The 20,109-nt window shown below is 36.9% G+C and carries 21 protein-coding genes; 14 read left to right on the top strand and 7 right to left on the bottom strand.

Annotation, left to right across the window (positions count from 1 at the left end; translation table 11 throughout):
* Positions 1–7: 7 nt before the first annotated feature.
* The 8 genes from AOB46_RS12720 (at position 8) to AOB46_RS12685 (ending at position 6,085) form a co-directional block, all read left to right on the top strand.
* Complete coding sequence (locus AOB46_RS12720; RefSeq protein WP_131724373.1) at positions 8–913, top strand: hypothetical protein; 906 nt, start codon at positions 8–10, stop codon at positions 911–913.
* Positions 914–934: 21 nt separating this feature from the next.
* A complete protein-coding gene (locus AOB46_RS12715; RefSeq protein ID WP_062699900.1) occupies positions 935–2,188 on the top strand; it encodes a pyridoxal phosphate-dependent aminotransferase in 1,254 nt (417 codons plus the stop codon).
* Positions 2,189–2,259: 71 nt separating this feature from the next.
* Positions 2,260–2,958, top strand: coding sequence for a hypothetical protein (locus tag AOB46_RS12710; protein WP_062699898.1), 699 nt, complete (start codon positions 2,260–2,262; stop codon positions 2,956–2,958).
* A 13-nt stretch (positions 2,959–2,971) separates the two neighbouring features.
* Positions 2,972–3,694: a 3-deoxy-manno-octulosonate cytidylyltransferase gene (kdsB, locus tag AOB46_RS12705; RefSeq protein WP_062699896.1), complete on the top strand. Its 723-nt coding sequence runs from the start codon at positions 2,972–2,974 to the stop codon at positions 3,692–3,694.
* Between the two features lie 77 nt (positions 3,695–3,771).
* On the top strand, positions 3,772–4,170 hold the full coding sequence (locus tag AOB46_RS12700) for a hypothetical protein (RefSeq protein ID WP_062699894.1): 399 nt from the start codon (positions 3,772–3,774) through the stop codon (positions 4,168–4,170).
* Entirely contained in the window at positions 4,167–4,829 is a 663-nt protein-coding gene (locus tag AOB46_RS12695) for a hypothetical protein (RefSeq protein WP_062699892.1), read from the top strand. Before AOB46_RS12700 ends, AOB46_RS12695 begins: the two co-directional genes overlap by 4 nt.
* A 38-nt stretch (positions 4,830–4,867) precedes the next feature.
* Positions 4,868–5,443, top strand: a complete 576-nt coding sequence (locus tag AOB46_RS12690; protein ID WP_062699888.1) for a glutathione peroxidase — start codon at positions 4,868–4,870, stop codon at positions 5,441–5,443.
* Positions 5,444–5,548: 105 nt separating this feature from the next.
* Positions 5,549–6,085 (top strand): hypothetical protein, encoded by a 537-nt coding sequence (locus AOB46_RS12685; protein WP_241489209.1) that lies wholly within the window; start codon positions 5,549–5,551, stop codon positions 6,083–6,085.
* Between the two features lie 44 nt (positions 6,086–6,129).
* Here AOB46_RS12685 and AOB46_RS12680 read toward each other — a convergent pair whose 3' ends face one another.
* Positions 6,130–6,786, bottom strand: a complete 657-nt coding sequence (locus AOB46_RS12680; protein WP_062699883.1) for an NAD(P)H-binding protein — start codon at positions 6,784–6,786, stop codon at positions 6,130–6,132.
* A gap of 133 nt (positions 6,787–6,919) precedes the next feature.
* Between AOB46_RS12680 and AOB46_RS12675 the strand changes: the two genes are divergently transcribed.
* The gene (locus AOB46_RS12675; RefSeq protein ID WP_062699882.1) at positions 6,920–7,273 is read left to right on the top strand and encodes an MmcQ/YjbR family DNA-binding protein; all 354 of its coding nucleotides are present in this window, start codon (positions 6,920–6,922) and stop codon (positions 7,271–7,273) included.
* A gap of 259 nt (positions 7,274–7,532) precedes the next feature.
* Here the strand turns inward: AOB46_RS12675 and AOB46_RS12670 are convergent, their stop codons facing one another.
* Positions 7,533–8,453: a bifunctional riboflavin kinase/FAD synthetase gene (locus tag AOB46_RS12670; protein ID WP_062699880.1), complete on the bottom strand. Its 921-nt coding sequence runs from the start codon at positions 8,451–8,453 to the stop codon at positions 7,533–7,535.
* A 285-nt stretch (positions 8,454–8,738) separates the two neighbouring features.
* Here AOB46_RS12670 and atpD point away from each other — a divergent pair, with 285 nt between their 5' ends.
* From atpD to AOB46_RS12650, 4 genes are all read left to right on the top strand, one after another.
* On the top strand, positions 8,739–10,247 hold the full coding sequence (atpD, locus tag AOB46_RS12665; RefSeq protein WP_062699878.1) for a F0F1 ATP synthase subunit beta: 1,509 nt from the start codon (positions 8,739–8,741) through the stop codon (positions 10,245–10,247).
* A gap of 88 nt (positions 10,248–10,335) precedes the next feature.
* Positions 10,336–10,617 (top strand): FoF1 ATP synthase subunit delta/epsilon, encoded by a 282-nt coding sequence (locus AOB46_RS12660; RefSeq protein WP_062699876.1) that lies wholly within the window; start codon positions 10,336–10,338, stop codon positions 10,615–10,617.
* A 76-nt stretch (positions 10,618–10,693) separates the two neighbouring features.
* Positions 10,694–11,512, top strand: coding sequence for a hypothetical protein (locus AOB46_RS12655; RefSeq protein ID WP_062699874.1), 819 nt, complete (start codon positions 10,694–10,696; stop codon positions 11,510–11,512).
* A gap of 164 nt (positions 11,513–11,676) precedes the next feature.
* Positions 11,677–12,279: a WG repeat-containing protein gene (locus AOB46_RS12650; RefSeq protein WP_062699872.1), complete on the top strand. Its 603-nt coding sequence runs from the start codon at positions 11,677–11,679 to the stop codon at positions 12,277–12,279.
* A 64-nt stretch (positions 12,280–12,343) separates the two neighbouring features.
* Here the strand turns inward: AOB46_RS12650 and AOB46_RS12645 are convergent, their stop codons facing one another.
* The 5 genes from AOB46_RS12645 to AOB46_RS12625 form a co-directional block, all read right to left on the bottom strand.
* On the bottom strand, positions 12,344–14,533 hold the full coding sequence (locus AOB46_RS12645) for a B12-binding domain-containing radical SAM protein (protein ID WP_062699870.1): 2,190 nt from the start codon (positions 14,531–14,533) through the stop codon (positions 12,344–12,346).
* A gap of 230 nt (positions 14,534–14,763) precedes the next feature.
* Positions 14,764–15,504, bottom strand: coding sequence for a hypothetical protein (locus AOB46_RS12640; RefSeq protein ID WP_131724372.1), 741 nt, complete (start codon positions 15,502–15,504; stop codon positions 14,764–14,766).
* A gap of 273 nt (positions 15,505–15,777) precedes the next feature.
* Positions 15,778–16,680: a DMT family transporter gene (locus AOB46_RS12635; RefSeq protein WP_062699867.1), complete on the bottom strand. Its 903-nt coding sequence runs from the start codon at positions 16,678–16,680 to the stop codon at positions 15,778–15,780.
* Between the two features lie 73 nt (positions 16,681–16,753).
* Positions 16,754–18,025 carry an aminotransferase class I/II-fold pyridoxal phosphate-dependent enzyme gene (locus tag AOB46_RS12630; RefSeq protein WP_185113870.1) on the bottom strand — a complete coding sequence of 424 codons (1,272 nt, stop codon included), beginning with the start codon at positions 18,023–18,025 and terminating at the stop codon, positions 16,754–16,756.
* An 84-nt stretch (positions 18,026–18,109) separates the two neighbouring features.
* Positions 18,110–19,147, bottom strand: a complete 1,038-nt coding sequence (locus AOB46_RS12625) for a PLP-dependent cysteine synthase family protein (RefSeq protein WP_062699863.1) — start codon at positions 19,145–19,147, stop codon at positions 18,110–18,112.
* 222 nt (positions 19,148–19,369) lie between these two features.
* Here AOB46_RS12625 and AOB46_RS12620 point away from each other — a divergent pair.
* On the top strand, positions 19,370–20,109 hold a 740-nt coding region (locus AOB46_RS12620; protein ID WP_131724371.1), incomplete at its 3' end, for a DUF2723 domain-containing protein.

Below are 20,109 nucleotides of genomic sequence, written 5' to 3'. Positions count from 1 at the left end.
CAGATTGATGATAAAACAAATTATAACAGTTTGCATACTGTCTGTGACTGTAGTTTCCTGCAAAAAGGAAGCTGCAGTTTCTGATGTAAAGCCTGTAAACGATTCAATTGTTAAAAACGAAGTCCGGGAAGATCAGTATAAGCCTGTTGATACAACCTGTTCTCCTTCCCACAAAACGGAAGATTATATTACAGCACTTCAGTGGTATCAGGCTAAAGTTGAGAAAGACCTTACCGCAGGTACTCCGGAACAGAATGACAAAACGTATGAGGACTTTGTTAAAATAAGAGAAAAGTATACGGAATGTCTTACTACCTTACACAGTGATATTTTAGACAAATATGTCAATTACTATAACTCTGATAAAGACCGCTACGATCTTCCGGATAATGTAAAGAAAGTAGCCGCTGAACTGAAAAAAGCAGGTCTGGAGTTCAGGGAAGTAGGGGAAGGAATTACCGAGATCTGGAGCGTTCCGGGATATTATCCTCCTGTTTTTAAAGGAAAAGTAACCCCGGACTATGAGGCATATATCACGCAGACTGCAAAAGAAAACGAAAGCAATTATGCCGCAGATGCCGGGCTGATCATTACCTGGGAAGAACTAGGAGAGAGGTTGATATTCTGGGAGAATTTTATAACCAAATATCCTAAAAGTAAACTTTTAAAAACAGTAAAGCAGGACTATAATAATTATCTGTACGACTACCTTTTCGGAATGGATAATACAATGACCTACGAAAACGCAGACGGAAAACTATACGATGAAAACATAAAGGAATTCAAAAGGATCATAAAAAAATATCCGAATTCCAACACGGCAAAAAAAGCTAAAGAATTAATGGCCCTTTTTGATGCACAGATGCCGGTAGATCAGATACATGAGAAAATGAATGTAGAAAGACCATATTAGTAAATTTTAAATAAAAATAAAGTGAAAGTTTCAAAATTAGCGGCGAACCTGATTGGTTCAGAAATTGTAAAAATTGGTAATGAAGTAAATGATTTAAAGGCAAAAGGAGCAGAAATAGCCAATCTTACTATTGGTGACCTGAATTCTAATATCTATCCTATTCCGGCCCTGCTGAAGGAAGAGATTCAGAAAGCGTATCAGAATAATCTGACGAATTATCCGCCTGCCAACGGACTTTTATCTTTAAGAAAAGAAGTTTCCAAAGACCTGAAAAGCAGATGGAATCTGGATTACGCACCGAATGACATCCTCATCACCGCCGGATCAAGACCATTGATCTACGCCGTTTACAAAACCATTGTAGATGAAGGTGATAAAGTTGTATATCCAACTCCGTCATGGAATAACAACCATTATGCTTACCTTACCTCTGCCAATGCCGTAGAAGTAAAAACAAAACCGGAAACTAATTTCCTTCCGACTGCGGATGATTTGAGACCGCATCTGGATGGAGCAGTTCTTCTGGCACTTTGTTCTCCGTTAAACCCTACAGGGACCATGTTTACAAGAGAACAACTTTCAGAAATCTGTGAACTGGTAATCGCCGAAAACAAAAAAAGAGGAGCAGACGAGAAACCTTTATACTTGATGTACGACCAAATTTACTCTAACCTTACTTTTGGGGCAGAGCACGTAGATCCGGTTTCTCTTTTCCCTGAAATGAAAGAATATACCGTATATATCGACGGAATTTCAAAATGCCTTGCTGCAACAGGAGTACGTGTAGGATGGGGATTCGGTCCTGCGCATATCATTGATAAGATGAAAGCGCTTCTTACACACGTTGGAGCCTGGGCTCCAAAACCAGAGCAGGAAGCTACCGCAAAATTCTATGAAAACCCTGAAAATGTAAATGTATTCGTAGAAGACTTTAAAGCAAAACTGGAAGACAGCCTGAAAGTTCTCCACGGTGGAATTCAGGATTTAAAAGCCAAAGGACTTACCGTAGACAGCATTGAACCGATGGGCGCTCTTTATCTTACCATTAAATTAGATTACATTGGGAAAACAAAACCGGACGGATCTGTCATTGAAAACTCTTCTGATCTTGTATTTTATCTGATCAATGAAGCAGGAGTAGCATTAGTTCCATTCTCGGCTTTCGGAGAAGAGAAATCAGAGCCATGGTTCCGTGCTTCCGTAGGCGGACTTGCTATTGATGAGATCAAAGTAATGCTTCCGAAGCTGGAAAACGCATTGAATAATCTTAAATAGAATCTCCCATACAACAGTGTAATAGTTCATTAAGAATTATTACACTGTTGTCTATATTGTTACATTAAACCATGAATCACCTTAGAAAAGGTTTTATTATCCTCGCAGGAACCCTTCTGATCTCCTGTAAAAAAGAAAATTATGTGCTTTATTCTGTTGATAATGCATGTGATTCGGTAGTGATCAACCAGACAGGACATAACAAGTATCAGTTGATAACCAAAGGCAGGGCATTTGATAGCCGGATTATTAAAGATAAAGACAGCGTGAGGATAATGGAACTGGATAGAGGTCCCAAGTCAAAACTCAACAAGCTCATTCTGAAAAATGAACGTGCTTATTATCCGGGATTGATAGACGTGGATTATTTTATCGTCAGAAAAACCGGTGAAAAAGATATCACCCTCTCAGATTCAAAATGGGCATTGCTGCCACACTGCGGAAGTAGTATGGAATTCTTTAAAAGGTTTACCTTCAATAAGAAGGAGCACTTATTTGAATTTGACAATGGATATACGTATGTCTTTACCTATAAAACTAAAGATTCCCTTCATTATAAACTCTATTTAAAAACAATTATAACGGAGAATCCTGAAGTTGAGAGAAAAATGGTTTATGATCCGGATTTCGTTTCGGCAGAAGTACAGCTTATCGCATCGAATATGGTGAAAGCTCAGTTTTACGGTATGAAAGTAAAGGACAGCACACGGATTTATCCTTTGGATTACAAATCAGATAAGCCTCAGAATGTATATTTTTATAAAAACTGACAATTAGAAGAATATGAAAATAATCGCTGTTATTCCCGCAAGGTATGAAGCCAGCCGGTTTCCGGGGAAATTAATGCAGAAATTAGGTGAAAGAACCGTAATCACCACAACCTATCAGAATGTAGTAGAGACAGGTTTGTTCGATGAGGTTTTCGTAGCCACAGATTCCGAAATTATTTTTGATGAAATTGTTGAAAACGGCGGCAAAGCTGTAATGACCGGACAGCATGAAACCGGAAGCGACCGTATTGCTGAAGCCGTACAGAACATTGATTGTGATATTGTGATCAATGTACAGGGTGACGAACCTTTCCTGAAGCTGGAGCCTTTAAAACAGCTGATCGGAGTTTTCCACGAAGACCATAACCAGGAAATCTCCCTGGCATCCTTAAAAATAAAACTGACTGAAAAAGAAGAAATTGAAAACCCTAATAACGTAAAAGTAATTACCGATAATAATGGTTTTGCCCTGTATTTCAGCCGTTCTGCCATTCCTTTTCACAGGGAAACTTCTTATCATGTAGACTACTTCAAGCACATCGGAGTATATGCTTTCAGAAAACATGCATTGCTTCAGTTCTCAAAGCTGGAAATGAAACCCCTGGAAATATCAGAAAAAATAGAATGCATCCGTTACCTGGAATACGGAATGAAGATCAAAATGATAGAAACCAATTTTGTAGGTGTGGGAATTGATACTCCCGAGGATCTTGAAAAAGCAAGGAAATTAATCTGAAAAAAGAAAAAAAGTTTGTTTCCCGGTTCTTTTTCAATCTATTCCCCTTATATTTGAATGAATAAATAGGCTTATGGATGAAGGCATTATTCTTAATAGGAATGTTATTGTGCTGTTCAGGTTTTAAAAGCCAGGTCCTGAAAGATAAAAAATTCTATGCCCGGATCAGACACACCTGTATAGCAACAACGAATGGAGCAGTTGACAGATATACGTTTATTGTTCTGGAGTTTAAAAATAATCAGCTTTATCCGTCTTATTTAGAGATACCGTCAAAAAAAGAAACCAAAGTAGAGCCGGTAAACTATAGATTTGAAAATAAAATAGTATATCTTGCAAAGCCAACAGGGATTAAAGAAGTCCCGGGATTGATTTTTAAGTATGAGAACGGAAATCTTGTACCTCAAAAGAAAAAAGGAGAACCGGATCTGGTGTTCAGACCTTCTCTGAATTATTACTTTAAAAAAAATAAATGAAAAAAATAATATATTTAGTCTTTTTAATCGTTACCACTTCACTCTATTCCCAGACTGCCAAGGAAATTATAGATAAAAATATAGAGCTTTCCGGAGGATTAACGAACTGGAAGCTTTTAAACTCAGTAATGCTGCAGGGAAAAGTGGTTTTAGGAATCAAAGATGAATACCCTATAAAAATATACCAGCAGCGTCCGAATCTTACCAAGACGGTGATCACCATTAACGGAAAGGATACAGCGATTGAAGGCTTTGACGGATCGAAAGGTTATGCTATGAATTATGCAGCCAATAAGCTTCAGGAGTATGCAGAATATGTACCGGAAAGTTTTGACAATGATTTTATTGACTGGGAAAGCAAAGGCTTTGAAGCAAAATATCTCGGAAAAGAAAAAGTAGGAGAGATCTACTGCCATAAAGTAGAGCTGACGAAAAACGTAAATAAAAACTTCTATTACTTCGACACCAAAACTTATATGCTTTTAAAAGAGGTTAAAAAGGATGAAACACTGGTGTATGCCGACTATAAAAAAGTAGGGAACCTTCTGATGCCTTTTAAAATAGAATCATCAAGTACTAAAAAAGACGGAGACTATGTAATGCTGCTGAATAGAATAGATGTAAATAAAGTGTTTCCTGCGAATATTTTTAAATTTTAATGTAAGAAACGCAGCCAGGCTGCCTAAAATGTATAAAAATGAAAAAGATGTTCTTACTGCTGCTTTCTTTTGTGGCATTTTTACAAAACTGTACCAACCAGAAAAGTGAAATTTCTCAAGCTAAAACCAAAGAACTTATGGGAAAAACAATATATGATTTCAAGGTGGAAAGCCTTGACGGAAACGAAATCAACTTCGCTGATTTCAAAGGAAAGAAGATCCTTATTGTGAATACAGCTTCAGAGTGCGGGTTTACCCCTCAATACGCAGATCTGGAGAAAGTATATGAAGAGCATAAAGACAAACTGGTAATTGTAGGTTTTCCTGCCAACAATTTCGGAGGCCAGGAACCGGGAACCAATACTGAAATCGGGGCTTTCTGCCAGAAAAATTATGGAGTTACATTCCCGATGGCTGCAAAAGTTTCCGTAAAAGGGGACGATACGGCACCAATTTTTAAATACCTGACAGAAAAAGAACTTAACGGGGTAAAAAATACAACCATCCTTTGGAACTTTACCAAATTTCTGATTGATGAAAACGGAAAACTGGTGGATACTTTCGTCAGCACGACAAAACCTACAGACGAAGCTATTACAAAGTATCTTAAATAGGAAGTATCAATTAAGAAAAACATTACACAGATGAAAAAATTAAAAATAGGTTTCTTATTTTTCATACTAATGATACCTTTTGTTTTCGCTCAAAATACTGTCAGAATGACAAGTAATTACGGAAGCGATAATCAGGAAATACAGGATTTGTCAGACTTTGAAAATATTTATACTGAACAGCTGAAATTTGAAAGTGAAAATCTCAAAGGAAAGTATTATCAGATCAATCTAGAGGAGTTCAAAAATGGAAAACGTATAAAAAATACTATGCTTTTTGATGGCTCAGAAACAGATTATTTTAAAATAAAATCTGATCATGTACTATTAAAGTTCTTTTTCAAACTGAGTGATGGGAAATTGAAAGCGTATATAAGAGGAGACGGTTTTGGAAGTAAGAAATCTTATTTCCCATTGATCAGTGATTCGGATTCCTATACGGTAAAGAATTTCTTTGGAAATAAAAAAGAATTATCTGTTGATGTACAGAAAAAGATTGCAGTTTTTGCCATTATTACGCCAACAATCCACAAAGACGGTTCCGGCTCATATTGTGAAGTTGTACAGTCAGAGATTGTACCTGAAAAGTTAGGAGAGCATTTTAAGATTCCACATTATTTTTTAATAACAATAGTATTCAAATAAAATAGTAAAAGACGGCAGGGAATTTATGATCCGATACTTCTGTATTAGTCATTACTTTTCTCTGCAAAGCAAAAAATATTACCAAGCTTAATACTGGAATATCCATTGCTTTTTATTTTGGAAGAATTGATCATCGCTTTGGCCAGAATATCAGTAGGAAGTGGTTTTTGACTTTCCAGAAGGCCTAGTTTATTGGCAAATTTAATAATCCTGCTGCCGAGTACTTCACCCGTTCTTTCCGAATCTTTCCGTTCAAGCATTCCCGGTTTGAAAATCGTGATTTTGGTAAAATGCAATTTTTTTACAGCTTCTTCCAGCTCTCCTTTCATCTTGGAATAAAAAATCTTAGAATCCGGATTGGCTCCGTAAGCGGATACTAAAATATAATCTTCCACTTCATTCTCTTTAGCTGCTTTGGCAAATTCATATTGGTAGCCGAAATCTACTTTCCGCTGTGCTTCCTTGCTTCCGGCATCTTTTAACGTAGTTCCTAAACAGGAAAATGCAACATCACCCTTCACCTGATCTTTCCATTCCTCAGGCTTTTCAAAATTCACAATATGTACTTTCAGTTTGTTGTTCTGAATATCAATAGGTTTTCTGACAAAAACATCAACTTCCTCAAAATCTTTGTCATTGAGCAATTGATTGACTAAATCTTTTCCTGTAGCACCTGTGGCACCAATTACTAAAGCTTTCATAACAATAGGATTTAATGAAACGATATTTTCTTTCTTAAATTTACTAAATTTGAATTAATAAAAGATCAAAAGAAACGGTAAATATCAGTTACCGTTCATTATAGCACTCATTACCTATTACTTATAAACAAATATGGATGCCAACGAAATTCTGGATTATTGTCTGGCCAAAAAAGGAGTTACAGAAACATTTCCTTTTGACAATGAAACCCTTGTTATGAAAGTAGGAACAAAAATGTTCTTATTAATGCCTCTGGAAAAGCAGCCTTTAAATATCAATGTGAAAACAGATCCTGAATGGAGCGCAGAACTCCGTGAACAGTATCCCCAGATTACCGGAGCATTTCATATGAACAAAACCCATTGGAACTCTGTAATGACAGACGGATTGAAAAGAGAACTGATCCTTAAAATGATAGACCAGTCCTATGATTTAGTATTTAATTCGCTGACGAAAAAAGCAAAAGAAGAGATATTGAAGAGCTAAAATGGTGAAGAACCAGTCTGTTATTGGAAAAAAACAAAAAATTCATTCTTAATAAATGTGTACATATTGGTTAAATACCAGAATTGAATAGAGCTTGTCATTGTTTTAAGTTATTAGTTACCGATCCGGAAACACTTCATTTCTTGATGCAGAAAGCATAAGAAAGAGCCAGAAATTATAACCCGGTTGAGCTAAAAATAAACTAAAATCCACCTCAGATGAAGTGGATTATTCTGCTATAATTTTATGATTAAAAGTATTAAAACCTGAATGCGTCCGTCAGTCTTTTATCTTCATCCAGCCGTTCAATCAGTTTTTCAAGACCTTCAAATTTAATTTCATCATGAAGGAAATCCCTGAATCTTACTGTGATTTTTTCACCGTAAATGTCATCATCAAAATTAAGGATATAAACTTCAACGGTTAATTTCTCCCCGTTCACCGTAGGATTGGTGCCAATACTCAGCATTCCCTTGTATTGCCGCCCTTTTACATCGACTTCAACAATATAAGCCCCTTTTTTAGGAAGAAGTTTAAGAGATTCTGTTTCAATGTTGGCGGTAGGATATCCGATTGTCCTTCCGATTTTCTTTCCGTGAACCACTGTTCCCGAAACAGAGTAGGAGTATCCCAGCATTTCATTGGCTTCCTTTATATTTCCGGCCAGAAGCGCATTACGAACCTTTGTAGAACTGATATTATTCTCGTGAATATTGATAGCTTCCATCTGTTCAACCTCAAAATCCAGCTCTTTAGACAGTTTTTGAAGAAGCTCAAAGTTTCCGCTTTTATTTTTTCCGAAGGAATGATCGTAACCAATAATCAGATATTTCACATTTAATTTTTCGATAAGAATCTGGCGGACAAATTCTTCACCGGTAAGATTTCTGAATTCTTCATCAAATTCTTTCAGAAATAAATGGTCAATCCCATATTTTTCAATCAGCTGCTTCTTTTCTTCAAGGGTGTTAAGAAGCTTAAGATCTTCATTAGGGTTGAAAACAAAACGCGGATGTGGCCAAAAAGTAAGAACAGCGGTTTCCAGATTGTTTTCTTTACCAGATTTTATAAGTTCATCAATGATGCTTTTATGTCCCAGATGTACTCCGTCAAACATTCCTAAAGACAATGCTAAAGGCCTTTGAGAAGAGTAATCTTTAAAATTTTTGAACACTTTCAAAACGGAAAAAATTTTGACTGCAAATATAAAACCTTTATTTTGAATAAGACGAGTTTTGGAAAGATGATGTTGGGATATGCCCGAATTAATTTGAAATACAGAAAAAGGATAATTATCATTTAGCTAATCAGTCCTGTCCGCATTCTGAAGCCTGCCTATAATGATAAAAAAACTTTCCAATTTTTCCAAACGTATCCCAATGCCAAAAGTATGATAAAAATCTTTTTTTTACCAATTGCGGGTTTATGAAGAATCATTATATTTGCACCAAGAAAAAATTTAGCAATGGCAAACCAAATTAAAGGTAAAATTTCTCAAATTATTGGTCCGGTAATCGACGTTGTCTTTACAGATGTAGAAGCAGTTCCTGCAATCTACGACGCGTTAGAAATTACAAAGGAAAACGGTGAAAAAGTAGTCTTAGAAGTAGAACAGCATATTGGAGAAGATACAGTAAGATGTATCGCAATGGACGCTACAGACGGTCTTAAAAGAGGTCAGGATGTAATTGGATACGGAAATCCTATTACAATGCCTATCGGAGAGGCTGTGAACGGAAGACTATTCAACGTTGTTGGGGATGCTATCGACGGGCTTCAGAATATTTCTAAGGATGGCGGACTGCCGATCCACAGAGAAGCTCCAAAATTTGATCAACTTTCAACTTCTGCAGAAGTTTTATTTACAGGTATTAAAGTAATTGACCTTATCGAGCCTTACGCAAAAGGAGGTAAAATTGGTTTGTTCGGTGGTGCCGGTGTAGGTAAAACAGTATTGATCCAGGAGTTGATTAACAATATTGCAAAAGGACACGGAGGTCTTTCTGTATTCGCCGGAGTAGGTGAAAGAACGAGAGAAGGAAATGACCTTTTGAGAGAGATGTTGGAATCCGGAATTATTAAATATGGTGATGACTTTATGCACTCTATGGAAAATGGAGGATGGGATCTTTCTAAAGTAGACCTTGAGGCTATGAAAGATTCTAAAGCTGCATTCGTATTCGGTCAGATGAACGAGCCGCCAGGTGCAAGAGCAAGAGTTGCCCTTTCCGGTCTTACATTAGCTGAGTACTACAGAGACGGTGGTGAAAGCGGACAGGGTAGAGACGTACTTTTCTTCGTAGATAACATCTTCCGTTTTACACAGGCTGGTTCTGAGGTGTCTGCACTTCTTGGACGTATGCCTTCAGCGGTAGGTTATCAGCCAACACTAGCTTCTGAAATGGGTGCGATGCAGGAAAGAATTACTTCAACTAAAAACGGATCTATTACTTCAGTACAGGCTGTATATGTACCTGCGGATGACTTAACTGACCCGGCTCCTGCAACTACGTTTGCCCACCTTGATGCAACGACGGTACTTGACAGAAAGATCGCTTCATTAGGTATCTATCCGGCGGTAGATCCACTAGCTTCTACTTCAAGAATCCTTGCTCCTGAAGTTATTGGTGAAGAACACTACAACTGTGCTCAGAGAGTAAAAGAAATCCTTCAGAGATATAAAGCCCTTCAGGATATCATTGCCATCCTTGGTATGGAAGAACTTTCTGAAGAAGATAAATCAGTAGTTTACCGTGCAAGAAAAGTTCAGAGATTCTTATCTCAGCCTTTCCACGTAGCAGAACAGTTTACAGGTATTCCAGGATCTTTGGTAGACATCAAAGATACCATCAAAGGATTCAACATGATCATTGATGGTGAACTAGACCACCTTCCGGAAGCAGCTTTCAACCTGAAAGGAACCATCGAAGAAGCTATCGAAGCTGGACAAAAAATGCTAGCTGAAAACGCTTAATAAATTAGACATAAAGATAACAGATACCAGACATGAGACTTTAAGGTTGTCTGAAATCTGAAATCTGAAATCTTCAAATCTAAATTAAATGAATATAAAAATTTTAACACCAGAATATGTAGTTTTTGAAGGGGAAGTAGACTCAGTACTATTGCCGGGAAAAAATGGTGAATTCCACATCATGAAAAACCACGCAGGTATTGTTTCTTCTTTGATCGGAGGTAAAGTAAAGCTTTTTGCTAAATCTATTGATGAAGCATACACTAAAAACTTGACTAAAGAAAATGAAAAAGATTCAGCTTTTTCTTATCCTATCAAAAGCGGTGTTGTAGAATTTAATAATAATAAAGGAATTATCCTTTGTGAATAATTAAATGAAAAGCTAAATATATTTTCAAGAAAGTGTAACTTTGTTACACTTTTTTTATGTTCTAAAATCTGATCCTATGAAGAAAGGGGTGATCATATTCTTTGCTGTTCTGGGAGCTTACCTCAATGCCCAGAATTTTAAGACCAAAAGAGGTATTATAAGTCTTGACGGAGCACACGTAGCCAAAATATCAAATAAATCAAGTGTTTATACCTTTATGGATTTGAAGGAAACCCCGATTTATACAATAGAATTTGTAGATAAAAGTATTGTAGACTCTGTGAGAGACAGCTATATCCGGCTGAATAGAGTTTACAACAGGGAAAAAACCATCGATCTGGATTATAGTTCGCCGTCAGCCTTCTCAGGAGAAGAGAAGTCGGCAGTTTATACCTCAATAAAAGACCTGAAAATCATTGATAATAAAGGAGTGAATATCAAAAATCTGGATGATATCTTTAAAAACATTCCCAAAAGAAAACTGGACAGTAAGACAAAAGAAGCTTATACTACCAGAAGTAAAATAGATAAAATGAATATTGAGGTTAATAAAGTTGGTGAAATCTTAAGTAATGGTGTCCCCGTGGGGTATTTTACGAATTTACCCATGAGTTTTGGTTCAGAAGATACCATTACCGATAAAACTTTCGTGGATATTGAAGTATATGATGCCAAAAGTAAGTTAATCGGACGGTATAGCACAACAACAAAACAGATTAAAACGGCCAACGGGAAAATTTTTACCATTTACAGGCAAATGTCCGGTAGGGCAGCCCTCCTGAAATTTCCAACCTATAAAGCAATAGCAGAACGAATGGCTATTATGGACCCGAATTTTATCAAAATACAGGAAAAGGTATCCGTTGGTCCCGTTGAAAAACAAACTTCACAATAATAAAACTGCAGTAGCAGGAGAGAGGTAGTCTGCTAAGACTGTTGCCCCAACCATTCAATTTTGACGGGTTTCCAATCCAACAAAAAAATAGTCAATAACGGATCAAAAACAACAATTTCCGATAGATTAATTTTTTTCATTAACTTTCATACAAAATACCACCTATGAAAGTGTTACTTTTTCTGTTATTATTTTCAGTTATTTCTGCACAGAAATTCCAGATTATTTACCGGAATAATAATTATTCCACGGCTTATATTGCGGATAAAAATGGCAAAATAATTAAAAAATTAGACGATTCTTTCGGCTTAAATTACAGACCTGGAACGATGGGGTATTTTTCTATTTTCGCGATTAACGGAGAGGAGGGATGGACAGCAGTTGATATTAACGGAAAGAAATTATTTCAGGTTTTGAACTCAGAAATAGGCACTCCAAGTCCTGATGATGTGATTGACGGTAAAATAAGAATTGTCGATAAAAATGGTAAAATAGGATTTGCAGATGAAAAAGGAAAGGTAATTATCCGGCCGCAATTTGAGGAAGTATCCTCCTTTCATAAAGGAAAAGCCATTATAGGAGAAGGATGTAAAGCTATCCCATGGACCCATTCTCAGGAGACGGACTGCCGTCATTATTATACCCAGTGTAAAAAATATGGATATATTGATGAGAAGGGAAAGATTATAGAATTTGGAGAATATACTTTCGAAGAAATTGCAAAGAAAATTAAATGGGAACAGGATTATTCAGAGACCAGTCCATAAAAAGATAGGCACGATCTAAAAAACCAGCAAAATTAAATTTCCTGTCCGAATTTTATTTCAAAAATTAAAGTGATAAAATAACCCCGTTTTCCTTCAGCTGCTGTAACGGTTTTGAAAACCAGAACAATTCAAAATCCTCGAAATTTTCTTCAAAATTAATCTTAAGTTGTTGAATAGTAGATTTTTTTGGATTATTCACAGAATTTTCTCTGAGAACATTCATCAGCCATTCTGCTTTTTCCTGTTCCAGCTCTACCTTTACAATATTCGTTTTTAAGTGGAACGTAAGGAGCGTAAACGTACCTGAGTATTTCTTTTTATTTTTTACGCGATTCTCAGCGATTACGTTTTGGGTTAGAAAAACAACTTTTGAATTGCCTTTTAGTTTAAAAGCTTCATCATCCAAAAGACAGTCATGAATATGATCCGGATGAATCGTTGTTCCCGGAATTTTAAAATCAAACCACTCCTGAAGCGGAAGCTCAAAGTTAATTCCGTGCATATAATTGAAAAGAGACTTTTTCAGACCGAAGCTGAATTTGCCATGATCAATTCCGGTTTTATCCTTAAAGTCTATATCATTATGAGCAAAAAGAATTTTTTCCTTTACGGGTATCACTCCGAATTCTTCAGGACGAAGCCCTACCGGTGAGTGAGCAGTCATGGCAAACTGATGCCAGAATCCACTTTGGAGAATTCCCATTTCAAACATCTGCCTTACCATTTCCAGAGAATCCACTGTTTCCTGAATGGTCTGAGTAGGATAACCATACATGAGATATGCATGAACCATGATTCCGGCTTCTGTAAAATTTCTTGTTACCCGTGCTACCTGCTCAACGGAAACACCTTTGTCAATTAATTGAAGAAGTCTGTCGCTGGCCACTTCCAGTCCTCCTGAAACAGCAACACATCCTGAAAGCTTCAGCAGATAACAAAGATCTCCTGTGAAGCTTTTTTCAAAACGTATATTGGTCCACCAGGTAACTACCAGGTTTCTTCGCAGAATTTCCAGGGCAACCTCCCGCATCAGGGCTGGCGGGGCTGCTTCATCTACAAAATGGAAGCCTGTTTCACCGGTAGTTCTGATGAGTTCTTCTATTCTGTCGACCAGAATTTTTGCGGAAACAGGTTCATAGATTTTAATATAGTCCAGAGAAATATCACAAAATGTACATTTTCCCCAATAACATCCGTGGGCCATGGTCAGCTTATTCCATCTTCCGTCACTCCACAAGCTGTGCATAGGATTAGCGATCTCAATAACTGAAATATATTGGTCCAGATGAAGGTCTGTGTAATCAGGAGTTCCGATGTCAGCCTGTTTATAGTCGTGCCGTTTGGAATTATTCTTATAAACAACTTTTCCATCTTCAATTAAAAAAGTTCTTTTATATTCCGGGTCTTCTTTAGGGTTGGCTACATTTTCATGAAGAATTTCAAGAGGGAGTTCACCATCATCCAGCGTAATAAAATCAAAAAATTCAAATACCCTCTGGTCTTTCACTTCCCTTAATTCTGTATTGGGGAAACCTCCACCCATTGCTGTTTTGATGTGTGGGTAGTTCTTTTTGATTAACTGGGCACACCTGAATCCGGAGTAGAGATTTCCGGGAAAGGGAACTGAAAAACAGACCAGTTTCGGTTGTATCACTTTTAGTTTTTCTTCAAGAATTTCTAAGGTAAAATCATCAATAAAGGTCTGTTTATCTGATAATTTTGCATATAATTCATCAAATGAATTGGCACTTTTCCCCAGACGTTCAGCATATCTGCTGAATCCGAAATCCGGGTCGATATTTTCTACAATGTAATCCGAAATATCTTCCAGATAGAGCGTGGCGAGATGCTTGGCTTTGTCCTGAAGTCCCATATTTCCGAATGCAAATTCCATATCATCCAGCTGGTTGAAGCGGGAAGCTTCGGGAAGAAAATTCATGCTGCAGATCTGTCTTGCCAAAGTTGGCGTTTTTCCCTGTAGAAAAGGAATAACCTGATCTATCGTTTTTAAGTATTCTTCTTTCAGAGCAAAAATTCGCTGTGAATTTTCAGAAACGGCATAAAGGTCAATCTGCTGGTCAAAAATCCGCTGAATTCCATCTTTTGAAAAAAGTTTCAAAATAACATCAATTCCTAAGTCGGTCTGGTAGCTGGAAATATTTTTGGTATTCAAAAACCCTTTAATATAAGCTGTTGCCGGATAAGGAGTATTGAGCTGGGTAAAAGGCGGAGTGATAAGAAGAAGATCTTTCAACAGGAATTTTTTACAGATTTATTTTTAGAGTTCAGTTAAATGGAAGAAATTATTCTCTGTTTTATTTTGAAAAACAGTTAGTTATGATTCTGAATCTCTTCTCTTAACTGTCTGTCAAAGATAGATAATTTATGCAGTATATTGCAAACCGTGAATTTGATTTATAGGCAGATATTTTATTCATCATAAAGTAAGATGATCTCAGAGATTTCTTAGATGATAACAAAGATTTAATAAAATAAAGCCTCTACATGATGCAGGTTGATAAATTTAAGAAAAGCTTCCTCATCAAAGTATCCGTTTTTATCCAGCACTTCAGGATTCAGTCTGGCTGCTTCAGTGTCACTGTCAATTAAAGCATTTTCAATAAATCTTCCCGATTTTCCTTCAATTTCATTATGGAAACTGATCAGGTATTTGGAATATATTTTACCTTCTGAAACTGTATATTGCCCGTTTTCTGCAACAAGGGAAGCATAAATATTTCCTCCGGTATAGGTTTCATGATCATTAGAGGATGCTCCAAACAGCACGCTGCAGGAAAGGCTTCCTGAAGAATAAAGTGAACCGTTAACAATTATATTTTTAGCTTTAACCTGGCCTGTTACAATAAGAGTAACATATTCTTCAATGAATAAATTTCCCGATAGCTCCAAGTGGCCTTCAATAAGGATAATCTTGAAACCTTCGCCGTCTTCTGTGACAAGATGAAGAGAATCTTGGCATTCATTTTCCATCAACAGGATTTCGGGCTCGTCATAGTCATTGTTCATCTGCAAAGATGCCTCGCGTATTTTCTCAGCTGTTTCAGAATCCAGCATTTCAAGAAATTCTGAAAAGCTTTCATCATCCGGATCATTTTCGCTGAGAAAAGTAAAATCCAGGGCGACCTGAACAGCAGAGTGTAATTTTTCTGAAGTTGTTTTTATGCGGCCGTTTAGCTGTTCTTTTGTTAGTCTTTCTGTTTTCATCACGGTTGTATTATTTGGTAAAACAAAAATGCAATTCTGTATAACAGGCATGCTGGTGAGGGATTGTTACACAAATATACACGGAAAAACTGAAAAAAATTACGCTGTAAAGCCAAACTTATTTTCAGGATTCTCCATATTGGGAGAATAATTTTTTGGTTATTTGATTAAAATATGGGGTCTGGGATATACAGGAACCTTTTAATGCATACCTGAGCATGATTTCAATGCTTAAAAAAATTATAAAAGATTTTTATAAAGACCGGTAGATAATCAGGTATTTTTTAAACGGTTAACCTTAATACGTTTTGATTTTATGCTGTCGGAAAGTACATTAAGGATAACTCCCATAAGAATCAATGTAATTCCTATAAGAAGATTGCCTGTGAATTTCTCATGAAATATAAGGACACTTACCATAACTGCAACCACTGGTTCTAAAGCCCCTAAAATAGCTGTTGGAGTAGAACCTATATATTTGATTGCATATACCAGGCAGAGACTGGAAATAACAGTAGTGAGAAATGCAAAAACAGTAAAGCTTAAAAATATATGTACAGAAGGTATCACAAAAGATTGGCCGCCAACAGAGGATTTAAGCATAAAAAATCCTGAAGTGAACAGCATAGAATAGAAAGAAAGCTTGAATCCGGAAACTTTAAGCCCTGATTTATTCACAATGACCATATAAAGTGCATAGAATAAAGAGCTTAGCATAACTACTCCAAGGCCAGCAAAATTAATCTCAAAGCCTTCTCCTTTTAAACATAAAATAATAACTCCGGCAAAAGCCAGTAACAGGGAAACTACGGATAATCCTGTCAGTTTTTCCTTATAAAAGAAGAACATAACAAGTGCTACAATAACCGGATAAATGAAGAGTACCGTGGAAGCAATACCCGGTGTAAGAAAATCATATCCTATGAATAAAAACTCCGAGGAAAGCGCATAGCAGATCCCCAAAACAGCAAGGATTAATGCTTCTTTTTTATTGATCCTGAAGCTTTCCTTAGAATAGAGCAGATATCCGCCCACCATCATGGCAGAAAACAAGAAACGGTAAAACAAAGTAATATCCATTGAGAATTTAGCCTGCTTCAGCGGCAGGATAAAGATGGGAATCAGCCCGTATGAAACGGATGACAAAATACCTAACAGATAACCTTTGAATTTCATTATTCTTGTATAAATTTTACAGGTGAATCATAAAAAAACCACTGAAGAAGTTCAGTGGTTTTTTTGAATTTTATTAAATCGGCTTGAAACTTAACCTCTGCTCCTGCAGAAGTTTCTGTTCCTGCTCTTTATAGTAACCACTTACTAATTTATCGTGAATGGCTTCAAATGCAGCCAGCGTTTCATTAATTTCCGCATCTGTGTGGGAAGCGGTAGGAATTAATCTCAGAAGAATCATTCCCTTCGGAATTACCGGATAGACTACTACTGAAGTAAAGATTCCGTAAATTTCTCTCAGATCTTTCACCAAAAGAGTAGCTTCTACCGGAGTTCCCTGCATCATCACGGGAGTTACACAGGTATTGGTATCACCAATATTGAATCCTCTTTCTTTAAGACCGTTTTGTAATTTATTTACATTTTCCCAAAGTTTGGCTTTAATTTCCGGTCTTGTTCTCAAGAGCTCAAGTCTTTTTAAACCTCCGATTACCATTGGCATCGTAAGAGATTTAGCAAAAATCTGTGATCTCAGATTAAACTTCAGGTATCTGATGATTTCTTTATCTCCGGCTAAGAAAGCTCCAAACCCTGCCATAGATTTAGCAAAAGTAGAGAAGTATACATCAATCTGGTCCTGACAGCCCTGTTCTTCACCAGCTCCGGCTCCTGTTTTTCCAAGTGTTCCGAAACCGTGGGCATCATCTACAAGAAGTCTGAATTGGTATTTGGATTTCAGCTCGCAGATCTCTTTAATTTTTCCCTGCTGGCCTCTCATCCCGAAAACACCTTCTGTGATTACCAGAATACCGCCTCCTGTTTCTTCTGCAACTTTAGTCGCTCTCTGAAGATTTTTTTCAAGACTTGCAATATCGTTGTGTCTGTAGGTAAATCTTTTTCCGGCATGAAGTCTCACACCGTCTACAATACAGGCATGAGAGTCTACATCATAAACAATTACATCATTTCTGTTGACCAGCGCATCAATGGTAGAAACCATTCCCTGATAACCGAAGTTTAATAAATATGCTGATTCCTTCTGTACAAAATCTGCCAGTTCTCTTTCGAGCTGAAGGTGCTGTTCTGTTTCACCGGACATGGCTCTTGCCCCCATCGGGTAGAACATTCCGTATTCTGCAGCTGCTTTAGCATCAGCTTCAATTACTTCAGGGTGATTACATAATCCTAAATAGTCATTGGCACTCCAGAAAATTACTTCTCTTCCCTGGAACTGCATCCTCGGACCGATAGGCCCCTCTAATCTCGGGAATATAAAATAGCCTTCTCCGTAATCTGCAAACTGTCCAAGAGGTCCTGGATTTTCTTTTATTCTTTCAAAAATATCCAACATTTTGTATCGTAATTTTTAAGTAAAAAAGCCTTTCCTGTAAAAAACACAAAAGGCTTTATTTGTATCGTGGTTTATATTATTCTATTTAATGAATTCGGTCTTGAAAACTTCATCGTAATTGTGTACGCAGTTGTTAACAAAGCCCTGCTCAGCCATCCATTTATCACTGTATACTTTGGTGATATACCTTGAACCATGGTCAGGGTAGATCAGAACAATCATATCATCTTTAGTCAGCTCATGGGATTGTGCATACTGAATCAGCGCCTGGGTTACCGCTCCGGTAGTATATCCGCCCATAATAGCTTCTTTTAAAGCAATTTCACGGGTTCTGTAGGCTGACATTTCATCGTTTACCCTTACAAATTCATCTACTTTATCAAAAAGAAGAGCAGAAGGGATTAAATTTTTCCCCATTCCTTCGATCTGGTATGGATGAACATCTTCTTTATGAATTTCTCCCGTCTCATGATAGCTTTTTAAAATAGAGCCGTCCGCATCTACACCAATGATCTTGATGTTCGGATTTTTTTCTTTTAAAAACTTTGCTGAACCTGATAATGTTCCACCTGTTCCAGTGCAGGCAAAAAGGTGAGTGATTTTACCTTCCGTCTGCGCCCAAATTTCAGGACCGGTAGTCTGGTAATGCGCATCAATGTTCAGCTCGTTGAAATACTGATTGATGTAAACTGAATTTGGTGTTTCTGAAGCAATTCTTTTAGCAACTTCATAATATGATCTCGGATCATCCGCAGGAACATTGGCAGGGCAGATGTATACTGTAGCCCCTAATGCTTTTAAATAAGCAATCTTCTCAGGCTTTGTCTTGTCGCTTACGGCAAGAATACACTGATATCCTTTAATGATACAAACCATTGCTATAGAAAATCCTGTATTTCCTGACGTTGTCTCAACAACTACAGACCCTTCCTTCAATAAACCTTTCTGTTCTGCGTTTTCTATAATATGAAGTGCAATTCTATCTTTTGTGGAATGTCCAGGATTATATGATTCTAACTTGGCATAAACGGTTGCAGGAATATCTTTTGTAACAGTATTTAGCTTCACCATAGGAGTATTTCCTACAAGGCCAAGAATATTATCGTAAACATTACTCATTATTTGTTATTTTCAATAAAAATCTGACCGCAAAAATACAAAAAAATAAATAATTTCTAAACTTTTGTTTGATTTCTAGACAGCGATTCAGGAAAATCTATTTTCTTATTTGCAATCTTAGCGAAAGTATCATCACAAATACTACGCCATTTTTTTTAAATTGTGTTAAAAACAACATAAAATAATTTAAAAGCCTTACTTTCGCGTAATTGATTTAATACTATGAAAAATTGGACTTTTAGGCGATGGAACACCGTTTTAGGATGGGTGATTTTTGTCATTGCTTTTTTTACGTATTTGTCTACCATAGAGCCCAACTTCAGTTTCTGGGACTGTGGTGAGTACATTTCTTCTGCTGTAAAACTTGAAGTAACGCACGCTCCCGGAGCTGCATTATTCCAGATTGTGGGGGCTGTGGCCGCCATTTTTGCATTAGGAAAAGGTGAAAATTATTCAATCGTAATTAATGCGATGTCTGCCCTGTTCAGTGCATTTACCATTCTGTTCTTGTTCTGGACCATCACACATTTTGTAAGAAGACTTCTGAACAAAGATTTTGAAGAAGTAACGAAACATCAGGAAATTTCTATTCTCTTTGCAGGAGCTGTAGGAGCTTTGTGTTTTACGTTTTCGGATACATTCTGGTTTTCAGCAGTAGAAGGAGAAGTATATTCAATGGCCTCTATGTTCATTGCTTTGCTGGTCTGGCTGATCACGAAATGGGAAAATGAATATCAGGCAGCAGACAGTGAAAGATGGATTATCCTTATTTTCTTTGTATTAGGGCTTTCTGTAGGAGTGCACATGATGTGCATGCTGGCAGTTCCTGCTGTATGTCTGGTGTATTATGCCAGAAATTACAAGTTTACCTGGAAAAATTTCATCTGGGCGAACCTGATTACTTTAGGAATTCTGATTATTGTTTTCAAAATTATCTTCCCGGTTATCATGACGATGTTCGG

Origin of the sequence: Chryseobacterium indologenes (assembly GCF_001295265.1) — a bacterium.
Taxonomy (GTDB): Bacteria; Bacteroidota; Bacteroidia; order Flavobacteriales; family Weeksellaceae; genus Chryseobacterium; species Chryseobacterium indologenes_A.
This window is presented reverse-complemented; position numbering and strand designations above follow the sequence as displayed.

Coding starts and splice junctions, on each gene's coding strand:
- AOB46_RS12720 (WP_131724373.1), top strand. CDS start 8: ATGATAAAACAAATTATAACAGTTTGCATACTGTCTGTGACTGTAGTT.
- AOB46_RS12710 (WP_062699898.1), top strand. CDS start 2,260: ATGAATCACCTTAGAAAAGGTTTTATTATCCTCGCAGGAACCCTTCTG.
- kdsB (WP_062699896.1), top strand. CDS start 2,972: ATGAAAATAATCGCTGTTATTCCCGCAAGGTATGAAGCCAGCCGGTTT.
- AOB46_RS12700 (WP_062699894.1), top strand. CDS start 3,772: ATGAAGGCATTATTCTTAATAGGAATGTTATTGTGCTGTTCAGGTTTT.
- AOB46_RS12695 (WP_062699892.1), top strand. CDS start 4,167: ATGAAAAAAATAATATATTTAGTCTTTTTAATCGTTACCACTTCACTC.
- AOB46_RS12690 (WP_062699888.1), top strand. CDS start 4,868: ATGAAAAAGATGTTCTTACTGCTGCTTTCTTTTGTGGCATTTTTACAA.
- AOB46_RS12685 (WP_241489209.1), top strand. CDS start 5,549: ATGACAAGTAATTACGGAAGCGATAATCAGGAAATACAGGATTTGTCA.
- AOB46_RS12680 (WP_062699883.1), bottom strand. CDS start 6,786: ATGAAAGCTTTAGTAATTGGTGCCACAGGTGCTACAGGAAAAGATTTA.
- AOB46_RS12675 (WP_062699882.1), top strand. CDS start 6,920: ATGGATGCCAACGAAATTCTGGATTATTGTCTGGCCAAAAAAGGAGTT.
- atpD (WP_062699878.1), top strand. CDS start 8,739: ATGGCAAACCAAATTAAAGGTAAAATTTCTCAAATTATTGGTCCGGTA.
- AOB46_RS12660 (WP_062699876.1), top strand. CDS start 10,336: ATGAATATAAAAATTTTAACACCAGAATATGTAGTTTTTGAAGGGGAA.
- AOB46_RS12655 (WP_062699874.1), top strand. CDS start 10,694: ATGAAGAAAGGGGTGATCATATTCTTTGCTGTTCTGGGAGCTTACCTC.
- AOB46_RS12650 (WP_062699872.1), top strand. CDS start 11,677: ATGAAAGTGTTACTTTTTCTGTTATTATTTTCAGTTATTTCTGCACAG.
- AOB46_RS12640 (WP_131724372.1), bottom strand. CDS start 15,504: ATGAAAACAGAAAGACTAACAAAAGAACAGCTAAACGGCCGCATAAAA.
- AOB46_RS12635 (WP_062699867.1), bottom strand. CDS start 16,680: ATGAAATTCAAAGGTTATCTGTTAGGTATTTTGTCATCCGTTTCATAC.
- AOB46_RS12625 (WP_062699863.1), bottom strand. CDS start 19,147: ATGAGTAATGTTTACGATAATATTCTTGGCCTTGTAGGAAATACTCCT.